This window comes from Mucilaginibacter sp. HD30, assembly GCF_054061755.1.
Genome location: NZ_JBSSEO010000001.1, coordinates 3,863,871 through 3,884,485 on the forward strand (window position 1 = coordinate 3,863,871; position 20,615 = coordinate 3,884,485).

Genomic DNA, 20,615 nt, shown 5'->3' on the forward strand with positions numbered 1-20,615 from the left:
TTATATAGACAATTAAAATGTTCAACAAATTAATACAGCGACCTGTACTTTCAATAGTAATATCGCTGCTGATAGTTTTTCTGGGAGTGCTTGCCATGGTTCAATTACCGGTAACGCAATTCCCCTCTATATCACCACCAAAGGTTAATGTTGTAGCCGCTTACCCCGGCGCTAATAATGAACTGTTGGTTAAGGCGGTAATTATTCCGCTTGAAAAAGCATTGAACGGTGTGCCCGGTATGAAGTACATGGCTGCCGATGCCGGCAATGACGGTGAAGGTGCTATACAGGTAGTATTTAACCTGGGTACTGATCCTAACCAGGCAACGCTAAATGTTCAAAATCGTGTAGCTTCGGTAGTAAACAAATTACCCCCGTTGGTAGTGCGCGAAGGCGTAAAGATATCGCGCGAAGAATCAAACATGTTAATGTACATTAACTTGTATAGCGACGACCCGCATACCGATCAGAAATTCCTGTTCAACTTTGCAGATATTAATCTTTTATCTGAATTAAAGCGGGTTGATGGTGTAGGTTTTGCGGACATATTAGGTAACCGCGAATACGCTATGCGCATATGGTTAAAGCCCGACCGCATGCTGGCCTACAAGATATCAACCGATGAGGTGATGAAAGCGCTTGATGAGCAAAGTCTGGAAGCATCGCCGGGTAAAACGGGCGAAAGCTCTGGCAAGCGCTCTCAGTCTTTTGAGTACGTGTTGAAATATCCGGGCCGCTTTACCACTAAAGAGCAATACGAAAAAGTAGTACTACGGGCAACACCAGGTGGCGAGATACTACGGCTTAAGGATGTTGCAGATGTTGAGTTTGGCAGCTCCATGTACGATATTTACTCAAGCCTTAACGGTAAGCCATCAGCTGCAATTGTTTTAAAACAATCTTACGGCAGTAATGCCAGTAAGGTTATTGAAAACGTAAAAGCCAAATTGGCCGAGATAAAAAGCAAGTCGTTTCCGAAAGGAATGAATTACGAGATAAGCTATGATGTATCTAAGTTTTTGGATGCTTCAATAGAAAAGGTTATCCATACGCTTGTTGAGGCCTTTATATTGGTGGGCCTGGTTGTGTTTATCTTCCTTGGCGACTGGCGCTCAACGCTAATTCCGGCTATAACGGTTCCGGTATCCCTTATCGGCACGTTTGTATTTATGCAATACTTCGGTATCACATTAAACCTGATAACGCTGTTTGCATTGGTGCTTGCCATAGGTATTGTTGTTGATGATGCCATTGTGGTAGTAGAAGCCGTGCACGCCAAAATGGAAACCAAACACTATGGCCCGCGCAAAGCTACTATAGAAGCTTTAAAAGAAATAAGCGGAGCTATTGTGGCTATAACATTTGTTATGGCGGCCGTATTTATTCCCGTGGCATTTATGTCGGGCCCGGTTGGGGTGTTTTACAGGCAGTTTTCTATCACCATGGCTACCTCTATTATACTCTCGGGTTTGGTAGCCTTAACGCTTACCCCTGCATTGTGTATAATAATGCTTAAAAATAACCATGGCAAGCAAAAAAAGGAAGGCATAGTTACCAGGCTATTAATAAGCTTTAACAAGCGCTTTGATAAGTTAGGCGGTAAATATAGCGGCATATTAGAGAAGATTGTAACCCGCCGCACGCTAACCTTTGGTGTGCTAATTGCTTTTTGTGCCGGTATCTGGGTTTTAAACGGAGCTGTTCCTTCGGGCTTTATTCCTAATGAGGATCAGGGAATGGTTTATGCCATTATACAAACACCTCCGGGGTCGTCATTAGAGCGCACCAACCAAATAGCAGAGCGTTTGCAGAAAATATCCGAAGATGTTGACGATGTACAATCCGTATCGTCATTGGCGGGATACGAAATACTAAATGAGGGTACCGGAGCCAATTCCGGAACTTGTTTGATCAACCTGAAAGGTTGGGATGAACGCAAGCATAGCGTTCAGGACGTAATTAAGGAGCTGGAGGAAAAATGCAGGAATATAACCGGTGCCCAGATAGAGTTCTTCCAGCCGCCTGCGGTTCCGGGTTACGGAGCTGCCGGAGGCTTTGAGCTTCGCTTACTGGACAAAAGCGGATCTGGCGATTACAAAAAGATGGAAACCATCAACAGAAACTTTGTTGCCGACCTGGAGAAACGGCCGGAGCTATCAGCGGTATTTAGTTTTTACAGTGCAAGCTTCCCTCAATATCGTTTAGATATTGACAACGACCTTGCGCAGCAAAAAGGTGTAACCATTGATAACGCCATGAACAATCTGTCAACACTCATAGGTAGTAACTACGAGATTAGCTTTATCAAATTCGGGCAGCAGTACAAGGTTATTATTCAGGCTTTGCCGCAATATCGTGCACTACCCGAAGACGTGTTAAAACTATATGTAAAGAACGACCGGGATGAAATGGTGCCTTACTCCGCTTTCATGAAAATGACAAAGGTTTATGGCCTGTCAGAAATTACCCGGCATAACATGTACAACTCATCAGAGATAAGCGGATCTGCAGCTCCGGGTTATAGTAGCGGTACCGCTATTAAGGTTATCCAGGAGGTTGCCAACAAGAGCCTACCGCGTGGTTATGGTATTGATTGGGCCGGTATTTCAAAAGATGAATCATCCAGGGGTAATGAGGCTATTTATATCCTTCTTATCTGTCTGGGTTTCGTTTACCTTATTCTTTCAGCGCAGTATGAGAGCTTTATTTTGCCTTTATCGGTTATCTTTTCGCTGGCCGCGGGCATATTTGGGGCTTTACTTTTTCTGTTGGTCTTTCATCTGGAAAATAACATTTACGCGCAGGTGGCTATCATCATGTTGATTGGTTTGCTTGGTAAGAACGCTGTTTTGATAGTTGAATTTGCCGCACAGCGTCACCGTGCCGGCGATACCGTTTTCCAGGCTGCTATTGAAGCTGCGAAGGTTAGGTTCAGGCCTATTTTGATGACATCGTTCGCGTTTATTGCCGGGTTAATTCCACTGGTTTTTGCCACCGGCCCAGGTAAATTGGGTAACCGTACAATTGGTAGCGCAGCTGCTGGTGGGATGCTTATCGGTACCATTATAGGCTTACTGGTTATCCCCGGTCTATACTACATATTTGGTTCAATAGCGGCAAAATACCAGTTTGTTAGTGACGAAGAAGAAAACCCGTTAACCGAAGAAATTGAAGACAATGTTTAAATTAAATAAAATAGCATACTATACCATTTTGGGTATATGTATCATAGCTGCAGGATGTAAAATACCCGCTGTAACGCAATCTGCAGGAATGCGGCCGGGGCCTGCATCATACAACACCAATACAGACACTCTGAACACCGCAGTTACCAACTGGCGAAGTTTTTTTAAGGATAAGTATCTGGCCGATCTGATAGACACGGCGCTTAACAATAACCAGGAGTTGCTGATAACGTTTCAGGAAATTGAAATGGCCAGAAACGACATCAGGATAAGAAAAGGCGCTATGCTGCCATCGGTAGGTTTGCGAGCAGGCGCTGGCGTTGATAAGGTAGCGCGTTATACCAGCCAGGGTGCCGGTGACGCCTCTACCGAGATCACACCCGGAAAAGAAGTACCCGAAGTGCTGGCGGATTATTCTGTTGCAGCGGTGGCTAACTGGGAGGTTGATATATGGAAGAAGCTAAGCAACGCCAAGCAGGCCGCGGTTAAACGCTACCTGTCAACCGTGGAGGGCAAGAACTTTGTTTTAAGTAACCTGGTGGCCGAGGTGGCCGATTCATATTATGAATTACAGGCCCTTGATAACCAGCTGGATATTGTACGGCAAACCATAACGCTGCAAAAACAGGCGCTTGATGTTGTAAAACTTCAAAAAAATGCATCGCGCGCTACAGAGCTTGGAGTTAAAAAGTTTGAAGCCGAAGTATTAGGTTCGCAAGGCCGTGAGTTTGACTTGCTGCAGCAAATAAAGGAAACCGAGAACCACATTAACTTTTTGTTAGCACGGTATCCGCAAGAGATCCCTCGCGATAAAGTGAGTTTTTTAACGGCTACACCTTCCTTGGTAAACTATGGTATACCCGCGCAAATGCTGGCTAACCGCCCTGATATCAGACAGGCCGAGTTTGAACTGGCAGCAGCCAAGCTGGATGTAAACGTTGCAAGGAAAGAGTTTTATCCTTCGCTCAATATCTCGGCTGCTGTAGGCATACAGGCCTTTGATGCATCATACCTGGTTAAGTTCCCGGCATCTATATTATGGAACCTGGTTGGCGAGGTTACTGCGCCGCTTGTTAACCGTAACGCCATAAAGGCAGAATACTTAAACGCCAATGCGGCGCAGCAGCAAGCGCTCTACAAGTACCAGCGCACCGTGCTAAACGCCTATATGGAGGTTGCTACGGAGCTTTCGCGGATTGATAACCTGGAGAAAAGCTACGATCTTAAATCAAGACAGGTAGGCGCCTTAACGCGATCAATAGATATTGCAAATGACTTGTTCAAATTTGCCCGGGCTGATTACTTTGAGGTACTGATGACACAGCGTGATGCGCTGGAATCAAAACTGGAAATGGTGGAGACCCGCAAGGCACAATTAATAGCTACAAGTAATATTTATAAATTTTTAGGCGGAGGCTGGAGATAGCCTTTAACCTTGAAGAAGCTGGTTTAGTTGGTTAGACCGGAAGTTGCACATATTGCGGCGATGGAAACATCGCTGCAATATGGCAGCGACTAATGCAGAATTTGTTCGTTAACATAATCATACAGACATGCACATTTGCACATCCGCATATCTGCACATTTTCCCACATTCGCACATTCTCTCATATCTGCACATTTACTACCTTTGCGGCAATGAGCAAAGGTAAAGGAGCAAAAAACCAGGTTTTTGAAAACGTAAGCATTATTGACATTGCCGAGGAAGGCAAAGGGGTTGGCAAAGCCGACGACTTTGTGCTCTTTGTAGAAAAAGCAATACCCGGTGATGTTGTAGACGTACAGGTATATCGCAGTAAAAAAAACTTCGGCGAAGCTAAGATCACGGCGTTAAAACAGGCCAGCAATCATCGCGTAGCTGCTTTTTGCGAGCATTTTGGCACATGCGGCGGCTGCAAATGGCAGCACATGACGTATGACGCGCAACTGCAGTTCAAGCAAAAAACTGTTGCTGATGCTTTGGCGCGCCTGGCTAAAGTTGAAGTGGGCGGCATGCTGCCTATTGTTGCTTCGCCGGTTGACAGGTATTACCGCAATAAACTGGAATTTACCTTCAGCAATAAGCGCTGGCTGTATGACGGCGAAAACCGCGACGATGCCGAACTGAATATGAACGCGCTGGGTTTTCACATCCCCGGCAGGTTTGATAAAATTTTAGATGTAAGGCATTGCTATTTACAGGCAGATCCATCTAACGCTATTCGCAACAGTATTGACAGTTTTGCGCGGGCCAATGCATATACTTATTATGATCTGCGCAACCACGAAGGCAATTTGCGAAACCTTATTATACGCACCTCGTCAACCGGCGAGCTGATGGTGATTGTTGTTTTCGCTTACGCGGATGAAGAACGGGTAAGCAAATTGATGGGCTTTGTTGAGGCTGAGTTTCCGCAAATTACATCGCTTTTATACATCCTTAACCAAAAAAAGAACGATACCATTTTTGACCAGGAAGTAAACGCCTGGAAGGGCCCTGAATATATCCACGAGGAAATGAACGGCATACGTTTTCGTATCGGGCCAAAGTCATTTTACCAAACCAACTCGGCACAGGCGAAACGTTTATATGAGATAACCCGCGATTTTGCAGGTTTTAAAGGCGACGAATTGGTGTACGACCTTTACACAGGCGCCGGTACCATTGCCAACTTTGTAGCGGGCCATGTGCGCGAAGTTGTGGGCGTGGAATATGTACCCGATGCTATTGAGGACGCTAAAATTAACAGCGCTATTAATAATATTTATAACACTAAGTTTTACGCAGGCGACATGAAGGATGTGCTTTCGGCAGAGTTTGTTGCAGCGCATGGTAAACCTGATGTTGTAATTACAGATCCGCCGCGTGCAGGTATGCATGCTGATGTGGTTGCAAGGTTAATGGAAATTGAAGCTGAAAAAATTGTTTACGTTAGCTGCAACGCCGCTACCCAGGCACGAGACCTCGTGGTATTAAAAGAAAAATATGATGTAGTAATCATACAGCCTGTTGATATGTTTCCGCATACGCAGCATGTGGAAAATGTGGTTTTACTTAAGTTAAATTTAGAAAACAAAAAGCCTTCCCTACAGGGGGAGATTTAGAGGGGGCTTATGAATCCGGAAGATTTGCTTAATGAAGGTGGCGCCCAGCAACAGCCGGCCGCTAAAAGTCCGCTGCTAAGTTTAGAGCACGACCTTAAAGTTTTTAATGATGCCATTCGCGAGGTAGCGGTTGAGATAATTGTGGAGGGCTTATCTAAATACCCTATTTTTATAGCGCATCAGCATGAGTTAAAGTTAGGAGAGGTAATTCTTGACCGGCACGAGCTCAACTCCGAATGGACCATTCATGCCTCCACCCTTGAGGAGTTTGTTGATCGCGGCGTAATAAAGCCCGAGCTTAAAGAGCGTTTTATTGCCAGCTACAAAAGCCCTAAAGACCACATGTGTGTGTTTGTTGTGGTGCCCGAAGGTGCAAATTTTGTTTATTTCCCGTACATAAAATAGCGCGGCCATTTTAAGTATTCAGGCTTGATTATTGTAATTTGAAGCTATCTTTACTGTAATAAAAAATTGATCTGCTACAACTTTTCGTTTTACAATACGTACAACAAATCACTCAATGGAATCAGGCAAAAAGTTACTCATACTTAATAAACAGCAAATACAGCAAAAGATAGACAGAATTGCCTACCAGATACTGGAAGACAATTTTGACGAACAGGAAATTTTGATTGCGGGTATGCTGCCACGCGGCGGGCACCTGGCTGAGCGCCTAAAAAAAGTGCTTGATGAGATAGCGCCTTTTAAAACCAGATTACTAACTATTGAGATTGACCGTTTTAGCACCAGCCTTAATGCACGCATTGATTTTGAACTGGATGAATGTACCAATAAAACAGTTATTCTGGTTGATGACGTATTGAACAGCGGCAAATCATTGGCCTATGGCTTTGGTGTTTTTTTAGATGCCCCATTAAAAAAACTGCGCACTGTTGTGTTGGTTGACCGTAACCACAAAAGCTTTCCGGTAAATACCGATTATGCCGGGATTGCGCTATCAACCATTATAAAAGAACATATTGATGTAGTGCTGGATGAAGAGGGTGAGGAAGACGCGGTCTATTTGAGGTAAATTGATGTGAAGGAACTACAGCTAATTAAATAACAAACCATATTACAGTTGTTGATACACCTTTGATAAAACAAATTAGCCCCCGTGAATGGTAGAAAAGATCAAAATACTGTATCTGGATGACGAGATAGATAACCTTACCGGCTTTAAAGCTTCGTTTAGGTTAGACTATCAGGTTTTTACTGCGGTAAATGTTGAGGGGGCGATAGACTTTCTTACCCAGCACCCCGATATAAGGATTGTTTTTTGCGACCAGCGTATGCCTGGAAAAACCGGCGTTGAGTTTTTTGAAGAAATGAGAAGCACTTTCCCGGCCCCTATACGGATACTTATTACAGCGTATACGGACGTTGAATCGGTTATTGGGGCAATAAACAGGGGCAATATTTTCAGGTTTATTAAAAAACCGTGGGACCCTGCCGATATTATCTCGGCCATTGAAGAGGCGAACAAATTCTACCTCACCAACTCTGTCCTTACCGTTAAAAACGAAGAACTGCGCAAGGCCTACGCCGAGTTAGACAAGTTTGCCTATAGTGTTAGCCATGATATCAGAGGGCCACTGTCCGGAATTTTGGGTGCCATAAACGTAGCGCGCGAAATCTATGATATTAATGAGATGAAAGAAATGCTTTTCCTAATGGAAAACTCGCTTAAAAAACTGGATACATACATCCTTAGCATGCATGACTATTATAGCCTGCAGCGCGGTGAGCTACGCATAACTGAGATTGATTTTAACCAGATGGCAAAAGAACTTAGGGATATTTACCGGGTGGTTGCCGGCTCTAATGACATCAACTTTGATATTACTGTTGACCAGCGCGAACCGTTTAGAAGCGATATTGTGCCATTAAAACTGGTATTGAACAATCTTTTATCAAATGCGTTTAAATATCAAAGCAAGGCTACTGACGACAAGAGGGTTGAATTGGCCATGTTAGTACACCGGGGTATGCTTCACATTGAGGTAAGAGATACCGGCATAGGCATATTGGGTAACCATATTAGCGAGATATTTAACCTGTTTTATCGCGCCGGTTCTCAGGAAGCGGGGTCGGGTTTTGGCTTATATAATGTAAAAAGCGCTTTGCTTAAACTTAACGGGCATATTGAAGTAAACTCTGCGCTTAATAAAGGCACAACTTTTAAGGTTTCAATCCCGACTAAATAACAAGCTATGGATCTATCATTTATCGTAATTGACGATACGGAACTTGATCATTTCATCGCAAAAAAGATGATAAGCCATGCCGACAAGAAGTTTGAGGTTGCGCCATTTTATGAAGCATTGGCTGCGCTTGATTATATAAAAAGCCAAGATGCATTAATTAAGAATAATGCTAATACAATGATCTTGCTTGACATATACATGCCGGCAATGAACGGGTATGAGTTTTTAGATGCCTTTGAGGCGCTTGAACCTGTGGTACAGGAGAAATACTATATTGTTGCTTTGACCTCATCTCATGAACCCGCGGACATGAACCGGATGAGCGCTTATAAAAGCGTTAAAGGCTTTTTAAGTAAACCCCTCTTAGCAGAAGACCTTTCGGCAATAATAATGCGAATGATAACCGAGAAAGGCATGGAATTGCTATAGCCGGTTTTACTAGGAAAGCAATTTTTGGCGCAATAAGAACTCCAACTGGTCATTCGACGTGCCAAGTTGTTTATTCTCCTCTTTTAACTTTTCCTTGTGCAAATAAGCCTCGTGGGCACGATTAATTGTAATATCCAATTCCTCTTCGTTCCAGGGCTTACTCAAATAGTGGAAGATTTTTCCTTTATTAACAGCATCAACCACTGCGTTCATATCGGCATACCCGGTAAGTAACAAACGCATAGGGTCTGGAAACTTTTCAATTACCTTCTCCAAAAACTCAACGCCGGTCATGTTGGGCATGCGCTGGTCGGTTATAATTATCTCAATCGGTTTTTCGCCTAATATTTTCAGGGCCTCGTCTCCGCTTATAGCAGTATAAACCTGATATTTTACACGAAAAACAGCCTTAAAAGAAAACAGGTTGTTTTCCTCATCATCTACATATAGTACGGATATCTTTTTGTCGGCCATAAGCTATAATCGAAGTGCCTTTTTTTCGTGGTGAAAAGGGCTTATAATTGTACTAACACATATCAAATATAAGGGTTTCTATATTCTTAATTATATGTTAGTACAATATATGCCGAAAACTTAAAATATTATTTTGCCAAACGAGGTAACAAGTGATGCGATACGAACCGCATCAAAAATACGCTCTTCTGTTGTTCCCAACTTGATCAGCGAGTCCTCGTGTGCGTTAACACACATTTCACAGCCGTTAACCGCCGAAATGGTTAAGCTCATCAACTCAAAAAACTCTTTACCGGTTACGGGTTTCATCATTAACTGCATGCGTATGCGCGCGGGTATCTGGGTATATTTCTCCTTTTGCGTAAAATGCCTGAAACGGTAAAAAATATTATTTGATGCCAGCAACGAAGCGCAGCCCGCAGCCTCGGCCGTGTCCCCGGCGGTAGCGCCGGTCTTTTCTGCATAAGCGGTGTAAAAGTCAACAAGCGGGATATTGTTGTTGTTAACGGCGGTGGCCAATCCCAATAATGCGCATTCTTTTTCTGACAAATGCGCAGATGTTAATGTGCTGGTAAAATTGAGCTTAAGATCACGTATGTAACGAGATTCACCTTTTTCTAACAGGCTCAGGCTCGCATTTCTATAATTCGTATCAAGCCCAATAGTTTGCAGTAATTCGTTTATCGTTTCGGTGGTTTCGTTCATAGTTATTTGATAATCAATTTATTATGTATTTGTAGCCGTAAAAAAATATCCCCACAGCAATATACTATGGGGATATTTTTATGATAAAATTAAACGGTTAAGGTTTCCTGGCCTTTTTCCCAGTTGCATGGGCAAAGTTCGTCGGTTTGTAAGCCGTCTAATACGCGTAAAACCTCTTTGACATTACGGCCAACGCTTAGATCGTTAACACATACCCAACGTACAATACCGGTTGGGTCAATAATAAAGGTGGCACGGTAAGCAATTTTCTCGTTAGGTTCTAAAATACCAAGGTCTTCAGCCAATGATTTTGATGTATCGGCAAGCATCGGGAATTTCAGGTCGCGCAGATCATCGTGGTGGGTTCTCCATGCAGCATGAACAAATTCAGAATCTGTTGATGCACCGATCAGACGGGTTTCGCGATCACGGAACTCGCCAAAGTTTTTATTGAACTCGGCTATTTCAGTAGGGCAAACAAAAGTAAAGTCTTTTGGCCACCAGAACATAACGGTCCATACATTATCATCATTAGTTAGAAAGTCTGAAGTTATTGTTTCAAACTCTTTGCCTTTCTCTAAGCTAACAACAGCAGTTTTTGAAAAAGCAGGGAATTTTTCGCCTATAGTAATCATGTATATTTGTTTTTATTTAAAGCAAATATACGATTTTAAGCAGTGGCTTATGATTGAATTTAACTATGCGATATAGATAGAATCTATACGGTTTATTATATAAATAGCAAATGCTTATGATCCAGAATGCTTAAAAATTCATCTTCCCGGTCATCTGGCTTATAATATCCTTAAAGCTGTCGCTGTAGGGTATATCAACGTCAGCAATTTTTATACGTCCTTTACGTATGGAGTGTACATGGTCAAGGTTAACAATGTATGATTTATGTACCCTGAAAAAAACATCACCCGGTAATTGACTTTCTAACGATTTTATGGTAACCCTTGATATGATGGCCTTTGGGTTACTGACGCGGTGTATTTTTACATAGTCTTTAAGCCCCTCAATATAAGTTATATCGTCATGATTAACTTTGATCAGGTTATAATCGGCATACAAAAAAATGTATTTTCTTAATACCTCGCCCGCCTTTACCTCTGGCTGCCTGCGGGTTAGCTCAAACTGTTGTGTAGCTTTATTGCAGGCTTTCAAAAAGCGCTCAAACGCAACCGGCTTCAACAAATAATCAACAACATCCAGCTCAAAGCCATCCAGCGCAAACTCCTGGTAAGCGGTAACAAAAATAATAAGCGGTTTTTGCGCCAGGCTTTTTACAAACTGTAATCCATTTATTCCCGGCATTTGTATATCGCAAAAAATAAGATCTATTTCCCGGTCCTGCATAATCTGCAATGCCTGCGTTGCTGATTTGCAGCTTGCCACCAAATGCAGGTTCTCAACACGGCTAACGTTGTCTTCCATTAGCTCAACCGCAAGCGGCTCGTCATCTATAATTATACAGTTCATAATTGGTTGTTACAATAATACTAATTATCAATTACAATCGATATCCTGTACTGCTTTAAACATTTGTTATATAGGTTGGGTCTTTCGTCGCATCAATCGGGCGTCTTATCTCATAAATGTTACAGCAGCTTTTTTTATGTTTTTATTTGTAGCATGAAAAATTCTATCAATTGGAAATGGGTTCAGTTTATACTGCCATTATTAATTTGGTTTTTATTGTTAGGCATGCCTTTTTTAAGGCGCGACGAGAATAATTATTTTTTTAACAGCCTTCCGGCTGGTATACAGCACAAGATATTGATAGATCAAATGATCTATAACTTCATATTGCTAAGTATATTTTACATACACACTTATGCTATTTATCCTTTACTTAACAAGAAAACGGCTTGGTATATTGGCGCGCTTATAGCATTGTTGGGCACTTATTGTTTGTATTGGACTTATTTGAGGCAAAACCCATTTGAAGGTATGCCCATGAGGCAATGGAGACGGCCAATAAGCGATACACTTAACGCATTTGGCCCCCGGGGACAAGCGCCAAAGTTTTCTAATCAGATAGCAGATACAGTTAACCACATTCGGTCGTTTGAGCCACGTAAAGGTAATGAACCTTTCGGGCCTCGTAGAGGTAATCAATACTGGTTCCTTTTATCGCCAATGGTAGCCATCTTATTAAGTGTTTGTTATAGAATTATTTTCGATAACCGAGCTAAACAACAGCTGTTAAAAGAGCGCGAAACGGCCCATCTTAAATCAGAATTAACGTTTTTACGCTCACAGATAAGCCCTCACTTTATATTCAACGTATTGAACAATTTGGTGGCACTTGCCCGTAAAAAGTCTGATTCGCTGGAGCCGGCAATTGTAAGCCTCTCTCAACTAATGCGTTATATGTTATATGAAAGCGATGATTCGCGGGTAACCTTAGGCAAGGAGTTGGAATATATAAAGAGCTATATAAGCCTGCAAATGCTGCGCTTTAGGGATGCCGTAAAAACAAATATTAATGTGGATGGCAATGTTGACTTTTACGCTATTGAACCCATGCTGCTGATACCTTTTGTTGAAAATGCCTTTAAACATGGTACCGGAACATTAGAAACGGCTATGATAGACATTAGTTTGTCGGTTAACGAGACTACACGCCTTATGCATTTCAACGTTACCAATGATGTTGGTCCTGCTGATGATTCAAAAGATAGCAGCTCTGGTATAGGTATTGCCAATGTGCGCAGGCGGTTGGCCATTTTGTATCCAGATAAGCATGAACTCACCATATCTAATACACCGGATAAGTTTATGGTAGACCTAACCATTTACCTAACCGAGTAACAAATAAGTTGGTAACTATAAATTTACAGCACTAACTAATTAGTTATAAAAACGTTTGGTTAATATTGTCGTCGCATCAATTAGCCATATTGTCGCAACATTCATAAACCTTGTATACTTTATTTTAGGCAACCATAAATACTCCTTATTCTTGTACGTGTCTTAAAAAGCACGGTAATAACCATATATAGCGAAAATGAAAAAGAAACTCACAATAACCACTTTGCTCGCACTAACCTTCGCGGTAGCGCTTGCGCAAGACAAAAAGCTGAAGGATGTGCAGGAAGTTAGCCTTTGGGCACCAGCTGGTGTTAAAGCCGATGGCAAACTTGTTGAATGGAATGACAGCTTTCAAGCATATAATAAAGCAACCAAGCTTTATTATACCATATCTAACGATGCTAAAAACATCTATCTGGCCATCAAGTCAACCGATGCGATGAACAATAATAAGATAGTTGCTGGCGCCATAACTATAGCTATTAATACCGAGGGTAAAAAGAAAACCGAAAATACGTACAAAATTACCTACCCTGTTATTGAACCTATCACCATGCGACGCGGAGCTGGTGGCCCTGTAGGCGGCGGCCCTGCCGGTGGCGGTGGTGCTATAATGGTAATGGGCGGCCCAGGTGGCGGTGGCGGCGCAGGCGGTGCCGGTGGCATGCGCGCAATGATGGGCGGCGGAGCGCCGGGTGACCCACTTGACTCTGCAACTATAGCCATACGTAAAAAGGCACTTTTAACTTATAAAGAAATAAAAGTTTCAGGCTTTAAGGATATCCCGGATTCGCTGATATCGTTGTATAACGAGCATGGCTTAAAAACTATGGCCAATTACGACGATAAGGGCAACTTTTTATATGAAGTAGCTATACCATTAAAATTGATGGGGCTTGAACCCGGCAGTACTAATGAACTGGCTTATAACGTAAAACTAAACGGATTACAGATACCAAACCTACCAAACATTGATATGATGGGCGGCGGCGGTTTAGGCGGCGGCGGCGCAGATCCCGGTGGTGCTGGCGGCGGTGTACGTACAGTAACTGCAGTGCGTATGAATGGCGGCGGCGGCTTTGCCGGTACCGGCGGCGGCGGCTTCCGCGGCGGTGGAAACTTCAATTTTCAGGAAATGATAAGCCCGAGTGATTTTTGGGGTAAATATACGCTGGCAAAAAAATAAAAACCCCTAACCTATTTAACAAACCCAACAATGAAAAAACTATTACTAATAGCTGTTGCTCTATTTTTGTCATGCAGCGTGTTTGCTCAGCAGCCGGTAACACCGGTTACTCCGGCTACGCCGCCTGCAACAGTAACACCGGCTACACAGCCAACTACGACACCGGCTACGACACCAGCTGCGGTAAGACCGGTAACCCCGGGCCTGCCCGAACCACTTCCTACCCGCGAAGTGAGCGGTTTGATCAAAGACACAAAGGGCGATCCTATAATTGGCGCTACCATAAAGCTTATATCTGATAAAGACTCAATGCAGACAGCTGCAAACGAGGATGGCATATTTATTTTTAAGGATGTAAAACTTGCCACTTTCGTGCTAACGGTAAAGGCGATGTCTATGAAAACTATAACCCGTAAATACCTTCAAAACGATGTGATAAAGCGGATTATTTTAGACCCGATTGAGATGTTTGGCGAAAATGAATTGCTGAAAGAGGTTGTTATTAATGGAACGCCGGCTATAACCTATAAAACGGATACAGTTGAATACCGCGCAAGCGATTATAAAGTACGTGCTAACGCTACGGTTGATGAGATGCTAAAAAAGGCAGAAGGTTTTGAAGTAGGAACAGATGGATCTTTAACCTTTAACGGAACAGCCGTATCTAAGGCTCGCTTAAATGGTAAAGATTATTCAGGCGGTGATGTAGCACAGGCCATACAATCATTACCTGCTGATATTATAGAAAAATTTCAGGTAGTGGATGATTACGGCGACCAGGCCGGCCGTACCGGCATAAAAAATGGCGATGCCCAAAAAGTACTTAATTTAACCACCCGTGCAGACAGGTCTGTGGGTAATATTCTGCGCCTAAGCGCCAATGCCGGTCCTAACGGGCGGCATGAAGAACGCATATTTGCACAACGCATAAATGGCAACCAGCAAATTGGTGTAAATGCAGCACTATCAAATACATTGAATGGCATAGCAACTGTAGGTCGTCAAGGTGGTGGTGGTGGTGCTGGCGGTGGCGGTGGCAGCACTGGCAGCGGCGGTAATACAGTATCTGGCAACGCGTCAGTAAATTATCGCGACCAGATAAGTAAAATATTACAGGTTACGGGTAGCTATGTTGTAAATTACACAGACGCCAATGTACTTAACAATACCAGCGCGTTCAATACTTACCGCACGGAAGATCCAAGAGGATCCGGAGTGTTCCGTAACGATACTTTGCTTTCAACCACAAATAGTACTAACCTAAACAACAATAAAACCCACAGGGCGAGTGTTGAATTTGAATTTACGCCTGACAGTTCTAACTTTTTTAGAATTACGCCCAGTTTCAGCGTAACTAATTCTACATCAAGTAGCATTCAGGATCAGATACAAAAAGGGTTCCGTAATCAAACAAGTAATAGTATAACGAGCAATACTAACAGCACACCACAATTTGGGTTGATAGCTTTTTACCAATATATATTCAAAAAGCCCAGAAGGAATATTTCTATTCAGTTTAACTTAACTAATAGCGATCAAACCCAGGACAATACGCAGAAAACGGATATAGTCATAACCAGCGGTACAGGTACAGGGTCTAATATTGATCGTCTGGTAAGCCGCAAAAACTTAACAAAGAATTATCGTACAAGCTTAACTTATGTTGAACCATTGTCTCCTTCGTCACAAATAGAATTTAATGGACAAATGAACTACAGGGGCTATGATAACACCCTCCTTACTGATGACATAACCCCATCCGGAGTTTACGTAAGATCTGACGCTGCATCGAACATTTTTAACTATTCATTTACAGAGATGCGCGCAGCGTTAAACTATCGGCTAGTTAAAACTAAATTTAACTTGTCTCTGGGAGCTACGGCTATTCCAACCCATTTAGCGGGCACTAATGTTAGCCGCGGCAATATCGCTATCTCACGTAATAATTTTTTCCTGGTGCCTTTATTGCGCTTCCAATACCAGTGGTCGCGTCAGCAGCAATTGGCTATTAACTATAGCGGCGCACCAACTGAACCTACGTTTGATCAGATCCAGCCAGTGCCAGATCAGTCTCAGCCACTGCGTATAACATATGGTAATCCTGATCTTAAACCCGCGTTCAGGCATACCATGTCTATTCGTTACAGTAACTACCTTTCTAATTCAAGACTTAACTTAAGTGGTACTATCAACGGTAGTTTAAACACCAACCAGATAGTTAGTGATACAAGGGTTGATTTAACTGACCCGAGAGGTAATTTTACTGAAACCCGTTATGTAAATATAAATGGGGGAAAAAGCTTATCAGGTAACTACAATATTTCCAAAAGCTTCAGCGACCGCAGGTACATGATCCAAATGAACGGAACAGCTTCTTACGATTATACTTTGGGCTTAAACGCAGGTCAGTTGCAAACAGTAGCGACATATAATTTCACAGAAAGTTTTGGACCAAGAATAAACCCTAACGATATGATTGAGATAAACCCGTATGTGTCTCATAGATTACAAAGAGCGTTCAATAGCTTAAATTCTGATGCTAACAGTAACATAACACGCGTAAGCGCCAATTTAGAAGGCCGTTTTTATTTCGGTAAAGATAGAAGTTGGACACTTGAGTATGACCTAAGTAAAAACTATGTCACTGGTATTGCTAATAACACCGCTAAGAATCCATTTGTGGTAAATGCATTTCTTGAAAAGCAAATGTTTGCAAAGCGCAACGGTATCTTAAGGATTTCCATGTTTGATATTTTCAATCAAAACAACTTTGTAACCAGAGCCTTTAACGCTAATAATACCGGTTATACTGACACCCGTTCAAACCTGCTTAGCCGTTACTTTATGGTGGGCTTTACGCTTAACCTACAAAAATGGAGCGGCAGGGCGCAAAGAGACGGCCGTAATTTACTACGCCGTGGCGATGGTAGCTTTATGTACTAAAAACAATTGATTAAACAATACGCCGGGCAGCTGTAGCAATACAATGCCCGGTTTTTTTATGCCTATTGTTTAACTAATTAAAAACGGGTTTCTTTGTAACATGTCTTTGTTTGTAGCCTCATTAAATTCCGGGAGTAATGGTAATTGTTATTACGTTGGCAATGAGCACGACGCCGTACTTATAGATGCAGGCATATCTTGCCGCGAAACAGAAACGCGTATGGCGAGGCTTGGGCTATCTTTACGCAAGGTGCGGGCTGTCTTTATATCGCATGAGCACAGCGACCATATACGCGGCCTGGCGGTCCTTTCAAAAAAATACAATTTGCCGGTTTACATAACGCCACTCACCCTTCTGCATTCGGGTTTGCAAATTGCAGAGGGTTTATTAAGGCCTTTTTTTGCAGATGTACCGGTAAGTATTGGTTCGTTTTGGATTACCCCGTTCAACAAAATGCACGATGCCGCCGAGCCCCATAGCTTTACGGTAGCTTGTGGAGATTTAAAAGTAGGTGTGTTTACTGATCTGGGTGTGGTATGCCAAAACCTAATCGCTCAATTTCAGCAATGCCATGCTGCTTTTCTCGAGGCTAATTATGACGAGGATATGCTGGAGCGAGGTGGATATCCTTATCATTTAAAACGTCGCATCAGGGGCGGAAAGGGGCATTTATCAAACGCGCAGGCACTTGCTCTTTTTGAAGCATATCGTCCGGGTTTTATGACCCATCTCTTTCTGTCGCACCTTTCAAAAGATAATAACTGCCCAGACCTTGCCCTTACGCTTTTTAAAAAATGCGCCGGCGAAACAGAGGTAATTGTTGCTTCGCGATATGCAGAAACGGCCTTGTACCAAGTTACGGGCTCGCATCCAATAAATAGCCCGGTGTTAAATTTGCAGTCCAGTTTATTTTAAGCGTTCAGTTCCTTTTTTGAAGCGGGTTACTCCTAAAAACCCTAAAGCATTAACAACGAGTAATGCATTTTTATATTAACTTTAAAAAAGGCAACCGTTTGTGTACCTAACCGTATTATAACTATGAACCCATCTTTACAGGATAGTAAGGCCCAGGTGGTTAGCTTATTAGATGAAGGCTATGCCTGCCGTTCAAGTAATTTGACGTTAAGTGTGGAGCTGGCAAATAAAGCATTGTCCATAAGTCGCGATCTGGGTGATGATGCGCTCATTGCAAAAAGCCTTAGCCAATATGCTCTTTTTTTAATGATCCAGGGCGAGTACGACTCGGCCATCAGTATGTCCAAAGAAGCGTTGGCCTATTTTGAAGAATTAAAAGATGAGTTGGGAGCGGCAAGTGCTAAATACAACTTAGGTAGTGTATATTATAAAACCGATAACTACTACCTGGGTATGGCCTACCTTACAGATTGCGTTAATATTTATCGTAAAAATAATGATCACCAAAACCTGGCGCGCACACTAAAGGCATTAGGCACCATTTATGATTATTTTGGCGACCCCAAAAATGCCATTAGAACCTATGAGGAAGCTATTGCAGAATCAAAACTGGCCGGCGATCTTAATCAGGAAGCCAATGCCTACAACCCGCTGGCAAGCATCTATCTTAAACAAAAAAACATACAAAAGGCTACCGCGCTTATTGAGCAATCTATTGCCATCAAATTAAAAACGGGCGATACACGGGGCATGGCCTTTGCGCTTTACGGAAGAGGTAAGATAGCTATCGCAAGAAAAAAATATAAAACAGCCGAAGTCGATATTAACGAAGCCATAAAGATCCATCAGGAAGTACGAGAGGTTTTGGGCCTGGGAATGGCCTTGCACAGGTTGGCTATTTTATATGTTAAAACGCAGCAGTTTGAAAAAGCTAAGCAAGTTTTAGAGGATACACTAAAACTAAGCACAGAGTATCATTTGGTGATGGTAAGGTTTAAATGCTACTATTTATATTACCAGATAAATAAGCAGGTAGGTGATACCGAAAATGCATTGCGCTATCTTGAATTGTATTTTAAAGAAAGGGATACGGTAATTAACAATCAAACGCTCAAGTTAATTGAGAATTATGAGTTGATTGCAGAAATGGATCGCCTTAAAAAAGAGGCCCAGATGCAATTGGAAAGAGCCGAGATCATTGAAAAAAAGAACCACGCTGAGCAGATGGCGTTGGTAAAACAGGAGTTCCTGTCAACCATGAGCCACGAGATAAGAACACCGCTAAACGCTGTTATAACTATAGCCTCGCTATTGTCTGACCGGGTAGAGAAAGAGGAACAGGAGTTGCTTAACTCGCTCCGCTTTGCCTCAAACAATTTATTGCTGCTGATCAATGATATATTAGATTTTACCAAGTTGGAAGCGGGCAAAGCAAGCCTTGAACCTGCTCCATGTGATTTTTTCAACCTTCTTGAAAATATAAGAAAAACATACGTAAGCCTTGCCTCAGAGAAGGGTGTATTGCTGCAATTGAAAGTTGGTGAAGGGGTGGCTTCTGCTTATGAGCTCGATGAAACAAAGTTTTCGCAAATTTTGGGAAACCTTGTTACAAACGCTATAAAGTTTACACAAACAGGCAGCGTTCAGATAGATGTTGAAAAAATAGATACTTTGACCAATGGCCACCTATTGCGTTTAAAAGTTATTGATACGGGCATAGGCATTAGTGCCAAAAACCAGCAAAGCATTTTTGATGCATTTACGCAGCCCCATTCTATAACTAAGAAAAAGCATGGCGGCTCCGGGTTGGGGCTGGCCATTGTAAAAAAATTGGTAACGCTGCATAACAGTACTGTTAAAGTAGAAAGTACAGAAGGCAAGGGGTCAACATTCTATTTTGATCTTATACTTAAGCCATCCGCTGCTCCCGGCAAGAAAAGCATCACATACTCTAACGATTTAAGCGGAAAAACAGTTTTGCTTGCCGAAGACAATTTGATAAATGCCATGGTAATAACAAGGCTGTTAGGCAACTGGAAGATCCGTACAGAACACGCAAAAAATGGCCTTGAGGCATTGGTAAAATCAAGAGACAATAGGTTTGATTTTATTTTGATGGATATACATATGCCCGAAATGGATGGCTTTGAAGCTGCCCGCGAAATTTCGACGGAAAAAAATGCAAATTATAAGACGCCCATTTTTGCCCTTACAGCAGACATAACCGCCGAGCATCGTAAAGAACATTATAATTATTTTGCAGGTTTTTTAAGAAAGCCCATAGAGCCCGAGAAGCTATTTGCTGCGCTTGCAACCGTAGAAAATTTGACCAAAAACAAGGAAAAAACATTATAATTTTATAAAAAATAGTTAAAAACTAACTTTTTTAACAAATTTATAATTGATGGAGGGAAGCAGGTCTTAGGCGACGGGAAAAAAGGAAATAAAAAAAGGAGAAGTTACTACCCTTCTCCTTCCATTAACTGATCTTATTATCCTCATAAAGAACAAATTGGTTTAGTCCGATGTAATAAGTATCACAAAGGTATAAAATTACATCGCACTTAACAGAGACTTTTTATATTTTTTTTCAAAAAAAATATAAAAAATAGACAAAAAGGGGTTAAAATCCACTTTTTTACCTCTTTTTACCCGTTTTTTGTTCGTTT

General features: G+C 42.2%; 16 protein-coding genes. 12 read left to right on the plus strand and 4 right to left on the minus strand.

From position 1 onward, the window contains the following. Positions 1-17 precede the first annotated feature (17 nt). From ACVW2L_RS18315 to ACVW2L_RS18345, 7 genes are all read left to right on the plus strand, one after another. Positions 18-3,185 (plus strand): efflux RND transporter permease subunit, encoded by a 3,168-nt coding sequence (locus ACVW2L_RS18315; RefSeq protein WP_457129394.1) that lies wholly within the window; start codon positions 18-20, stop codon positions 3,183-3,185. Further along, positions 3,178-4,611, plus strand: a complete 1,434-nt coding sequence (locus ACVW2L_RS18320; protein WP_457129395.1) for a TolC family protein — start codon at positions 3,178-3,180, stop codon at positions 4,609-4,611. The genes ACVW2L_RS18315 and ACVW2L_RS18320 overlap by 8 nt, the downstream gene beginning before the upstream one ends. 212 nt (positions 4,612-4,823) lie before the next feature. Beyond that, the gene (gene rlmD / locus ACVW2L_RS18325) at positions 4,824-6,269 is read left to right on the plus strand and encodes a 23S rRNA (uracil(1939)-C(5))-methyltransferase RlmD (protein WP_457129396.1); all 1,446 of its coding nucleotides are present in this window, start codon (positions 4,824-4,826) and stop codon (positions 6,267-6,269) included. A gap of 9 nt (positions 6,270-6,278) precedes the next feature. After that, positions 6,279-6,674, plus strand: coding sequence for a hypothetical protein (locus ACVW2L_RS18330; protein ID WP_457129397.1), 396 nt, complete (start codon positions 6,279-6,281; stop codon positions 6,672-6,674). A gap of 115 nt (positions 6,675-6,789) precedes the next feature. Next, positions 6,790-7,302 carry a phosphoribosyltransferase family protein gene (locus ACVW2L_RS18335; RefSeq protein WP_457129398.1) on the plus strand — a complete coding sequence of 171 codons (513 nt, stop codon included), beginning with the start codon at positions 6,790-6,792 and terminating at the stop codon, positions 7,300-7,302. A gap of 88 nt (positions 7,303-7,390) precedes the next feature. Beyond that, entirely contained in the window at positions 7,391-8,476 is a 1,086-nt protein-coding gene (locus tag ACVW2L_RS18340) for a hybrid sensor histidine kinase/response regulator (RefSeq protein ID WP_457129399.1), read from the plus strand. A gap of 6 nt (positions 8,477-8,482) precedes the next feature. Continuing rightward, a complete protein-coding gene (locus ACVW2L_RS18345; protein ID WP_457129400.1) occupies positions 8,483-8,905 on the plus strand; it encodes a response regulator in 423 nt (140 codons plus the stop codon). A gap of 9 nt (positions 8,906-8,914) precedes the next feature. On the opposite strand, the gene ACVW2L_RS18350 is transcribed toward ACVW2L_RS18345, so the two are convergent. The 4 genes from ACVW2L_RS18350 to ACVW2L_RS18365 form a co-directional block, all read right to left on the minus strand. Next, a complete protein-coding gene (locus tag ACVW2L_RS18350) occupies positions 8,915-9,379 on the minus strand; it encodes a response regulator (RefSeq protein WP_457129401.1) in 465 nt (154 codons plus the stop codon). A gap of 120 nt (positions 9,380-9,499) precedes the next feature. Beyond that, positions 9,500-10,084 (minus strand): carboxymuconolactone decarboxylase family protein, encoded by a 585-nt coding sequence (locus ACVW2L_RS18355; protein ID WP_457129402.1) that lies wholly within the window; start codon positions 10,082-10,084, stop codon positions 9,500-9,502. An 89-nt stretch (positions 10,085-10,173) separates the two neighbouring features. After that, complete coding sequence (locus tag ACVW2L_RS18360; protein ID WP_457129403.1) at positions 10,174-10,719, minus strand: peroxiredoxin; 546 nt, start codon at positions 10,717-10,719, stop codon at positions 10,174-10,176. Between the two features lie 130 nt (positions 10,720-10,849). Further along, positions 10,850-11,566: a LytR/AlgR family response regulator transcription factor gene (locus ACVW2L_RS18365; protein WP_457129404.1), complete on the minus strand. Its 717-nt coding sequence runs from the start codon at positions 11,564-11,566 to the stop codon at positions 10,850-10,852. A gap of 153 nt (positions 11,567-11,719) precedes the next feature. Between ACVW2L_RS18365 and ACVW2L_RS18370 the strand changes: the two genes are divergently transcribed. The 5 genes from ACVW2L_RS18370 (at position 11,720) to ACVW2L_RS18390 (ending at position 20,301) form a co-directional block, all read left to right on the plus strand. After that, complete coding sequence (locus ACVW2L_RS18370) at positions 11,720-12,901, plus strand: sensor histidine kinase (RefSeq protein WP_457129405.1); 1,182 nt, start codon at positions 11,720-11,722, stop codon at positions 12,899-12,901. A 196-nt stretch (positions 12,902-13,097) separates the two neighbouring features. Next, positions 13,098-14,087 carry a hypothetical protein gene (locus ACVW2L_RS18375; RefSeq protein ID WP_457129406.1) on the plus strand — a complete coding sequence of 330 codons (990 nt, stop codon included), beginning with the start codon at positions 13,098-13,100 and terminating at the stop codon, positions 14,085-14,087. Positions 14,088-14,117: 30 nt separating this feature from the next. Next, positions 14,118-17,030, plus strand: a complete 2,913-nt coding sequence (locus ACVW2L_RS18380; protein WP_457129407.1) for an outer membrane beta-barrel protein — start codon at positions 14,118-14,120, stop codon at positions 17,028-17,030. A gap of 100 nt (positions 17,031-17,130) precedes the next feature. Continuing rightward, complete coding sequence (locus ACVW2L_RS18385; protein WP_457129408.1) at positions 17,131-17,946, plus strand: MBL fold metallo-hydrolase; 816 nt, start codon at positions 17,131-17,133, stop codon at positions 17,944-17,946. Positions 17,947-18,069: 123 nt separating this feature from the next. Further along, the gene (locus tag ACVW2L_RS18390; RefSeq protein ID WP_457129409.1) at positions 18,070-20,301 is read left to right on the plus strand and encodes a tetratricopeptide repeat protein; all 2,232 of its coding nucleotides are present in this window, start codon (positions 18,070-18,072) and stop codon (positions 20,299-20,301) included. Positions 20,302-20,615: the final 314 nt, after the last annotated feature.

Coding starts and splice junctions, on each gene's coding strand:
- ACVW2L_RS18315 (WP_457129394.1), top strand. CDS start 18: ATGTTCAACAAATTAATACAGCGACCTGTACTTTCAATAGTAATATCG.
- ACVW2L_RS18320 (WP_457129395.1), top strand. CDS start 3,178: ATGTTTAAATTAAATAAAATAGCATACTATACCATTTTGGGTATATGT.
- rlmD (WP_457129396.1), top strand. CDS start 4,824: ATGAGCAAAGGTAAAGGAGCAAAAAACCAGGTTTTTGAAAACGTAAGC.
- ACVW2L_RS18330 (WP_457129397.1), top strand. CDS start 6,279: ATGAATCCGGAAGATTTGCTTAATGAAGGTGGCGCCCAGCAACAGCCG.
- ACVW2L_RS18335 (WP_457129398.1), top strand. CDS start 6,790: ATGGAATCAGGCAAAAAGTTACTCATACTTAATAAACAGCAAATACAG.
- ACVW2L_RS18340 (WP_457129399.1), top strand. CDS start 7,391: ATGGTAGAAAAGATCAAAATACTGTATCTGGATGACGAGATAGATAAC.
- ACVW2L_RS18345 (WP_457129400.1), top strand. CDS start 8,483: ATGGATCTATCATTTATCGTAATTGACGATACGGAACTTGATCATTTC.
- ACVW2L_RS18350 (WP_457129401.1), bottom strand. CDS start 9,379: ATGGCCGACAAAAAGATATCCGTACTATATGTAGATGATGAGGAAAAC.
- ACVW2L_RS18355 (WP_457129402.1), bottom strand. CDS start 10,084: ATGAACGAAACCACCGAAACGATAAACGAATTACTGCAAACTATTGGG.
- ACVW2L_RS18360 (WP_457129403.1), bottom strand. CDS start 10,719: ATGATTACTATAGGCGAAAAATTCCCTGCTTTTTCAAAAACTGCTGTT.
- ACVW2L_RS18365 (WP_457129404.1), bottom strand. CDS start 11,566: ATGAACTGTATAATTATAGATGACGAGCCGCTTGCGGTTGAGCTAATG.
- ACVW2L_RS18370 (WP_457129405.1), top strand. CDS start 11,720: ATGAAAAATTCTATCAATTGGAAATGGGTTCAGTTTATACTGCCATTA.
- ACVW2L_RS18375 (WP_457129406.1), top strand. CDS start 13,098: ATGAAAAAGAAACTCACAATAACCACTTTGCTCGCACTAACCTTCGCG.
- ACVW2L_RS18380 (WP_457129407.1), top strand. CDS start 14,118: ATGAAAAAACTATTACTAATAGCTGTTGCTCTATTTTTGTCATGCAGC.
- ACVW2L_RS18385 (WP_457129408.1), top strand. CDS start 17,131: ATGTCTTTGTTTGTAGCCTCATTAAATTCCGGGAGTAATGGTAATTGT.
- ACVW2L_RS18390 (WP_457129409.1), top strand. CDS start 18,070: ATGAACCCATCTTTACAGGATAGTAAGGCCCAGGTGGTTAGCTTATTA.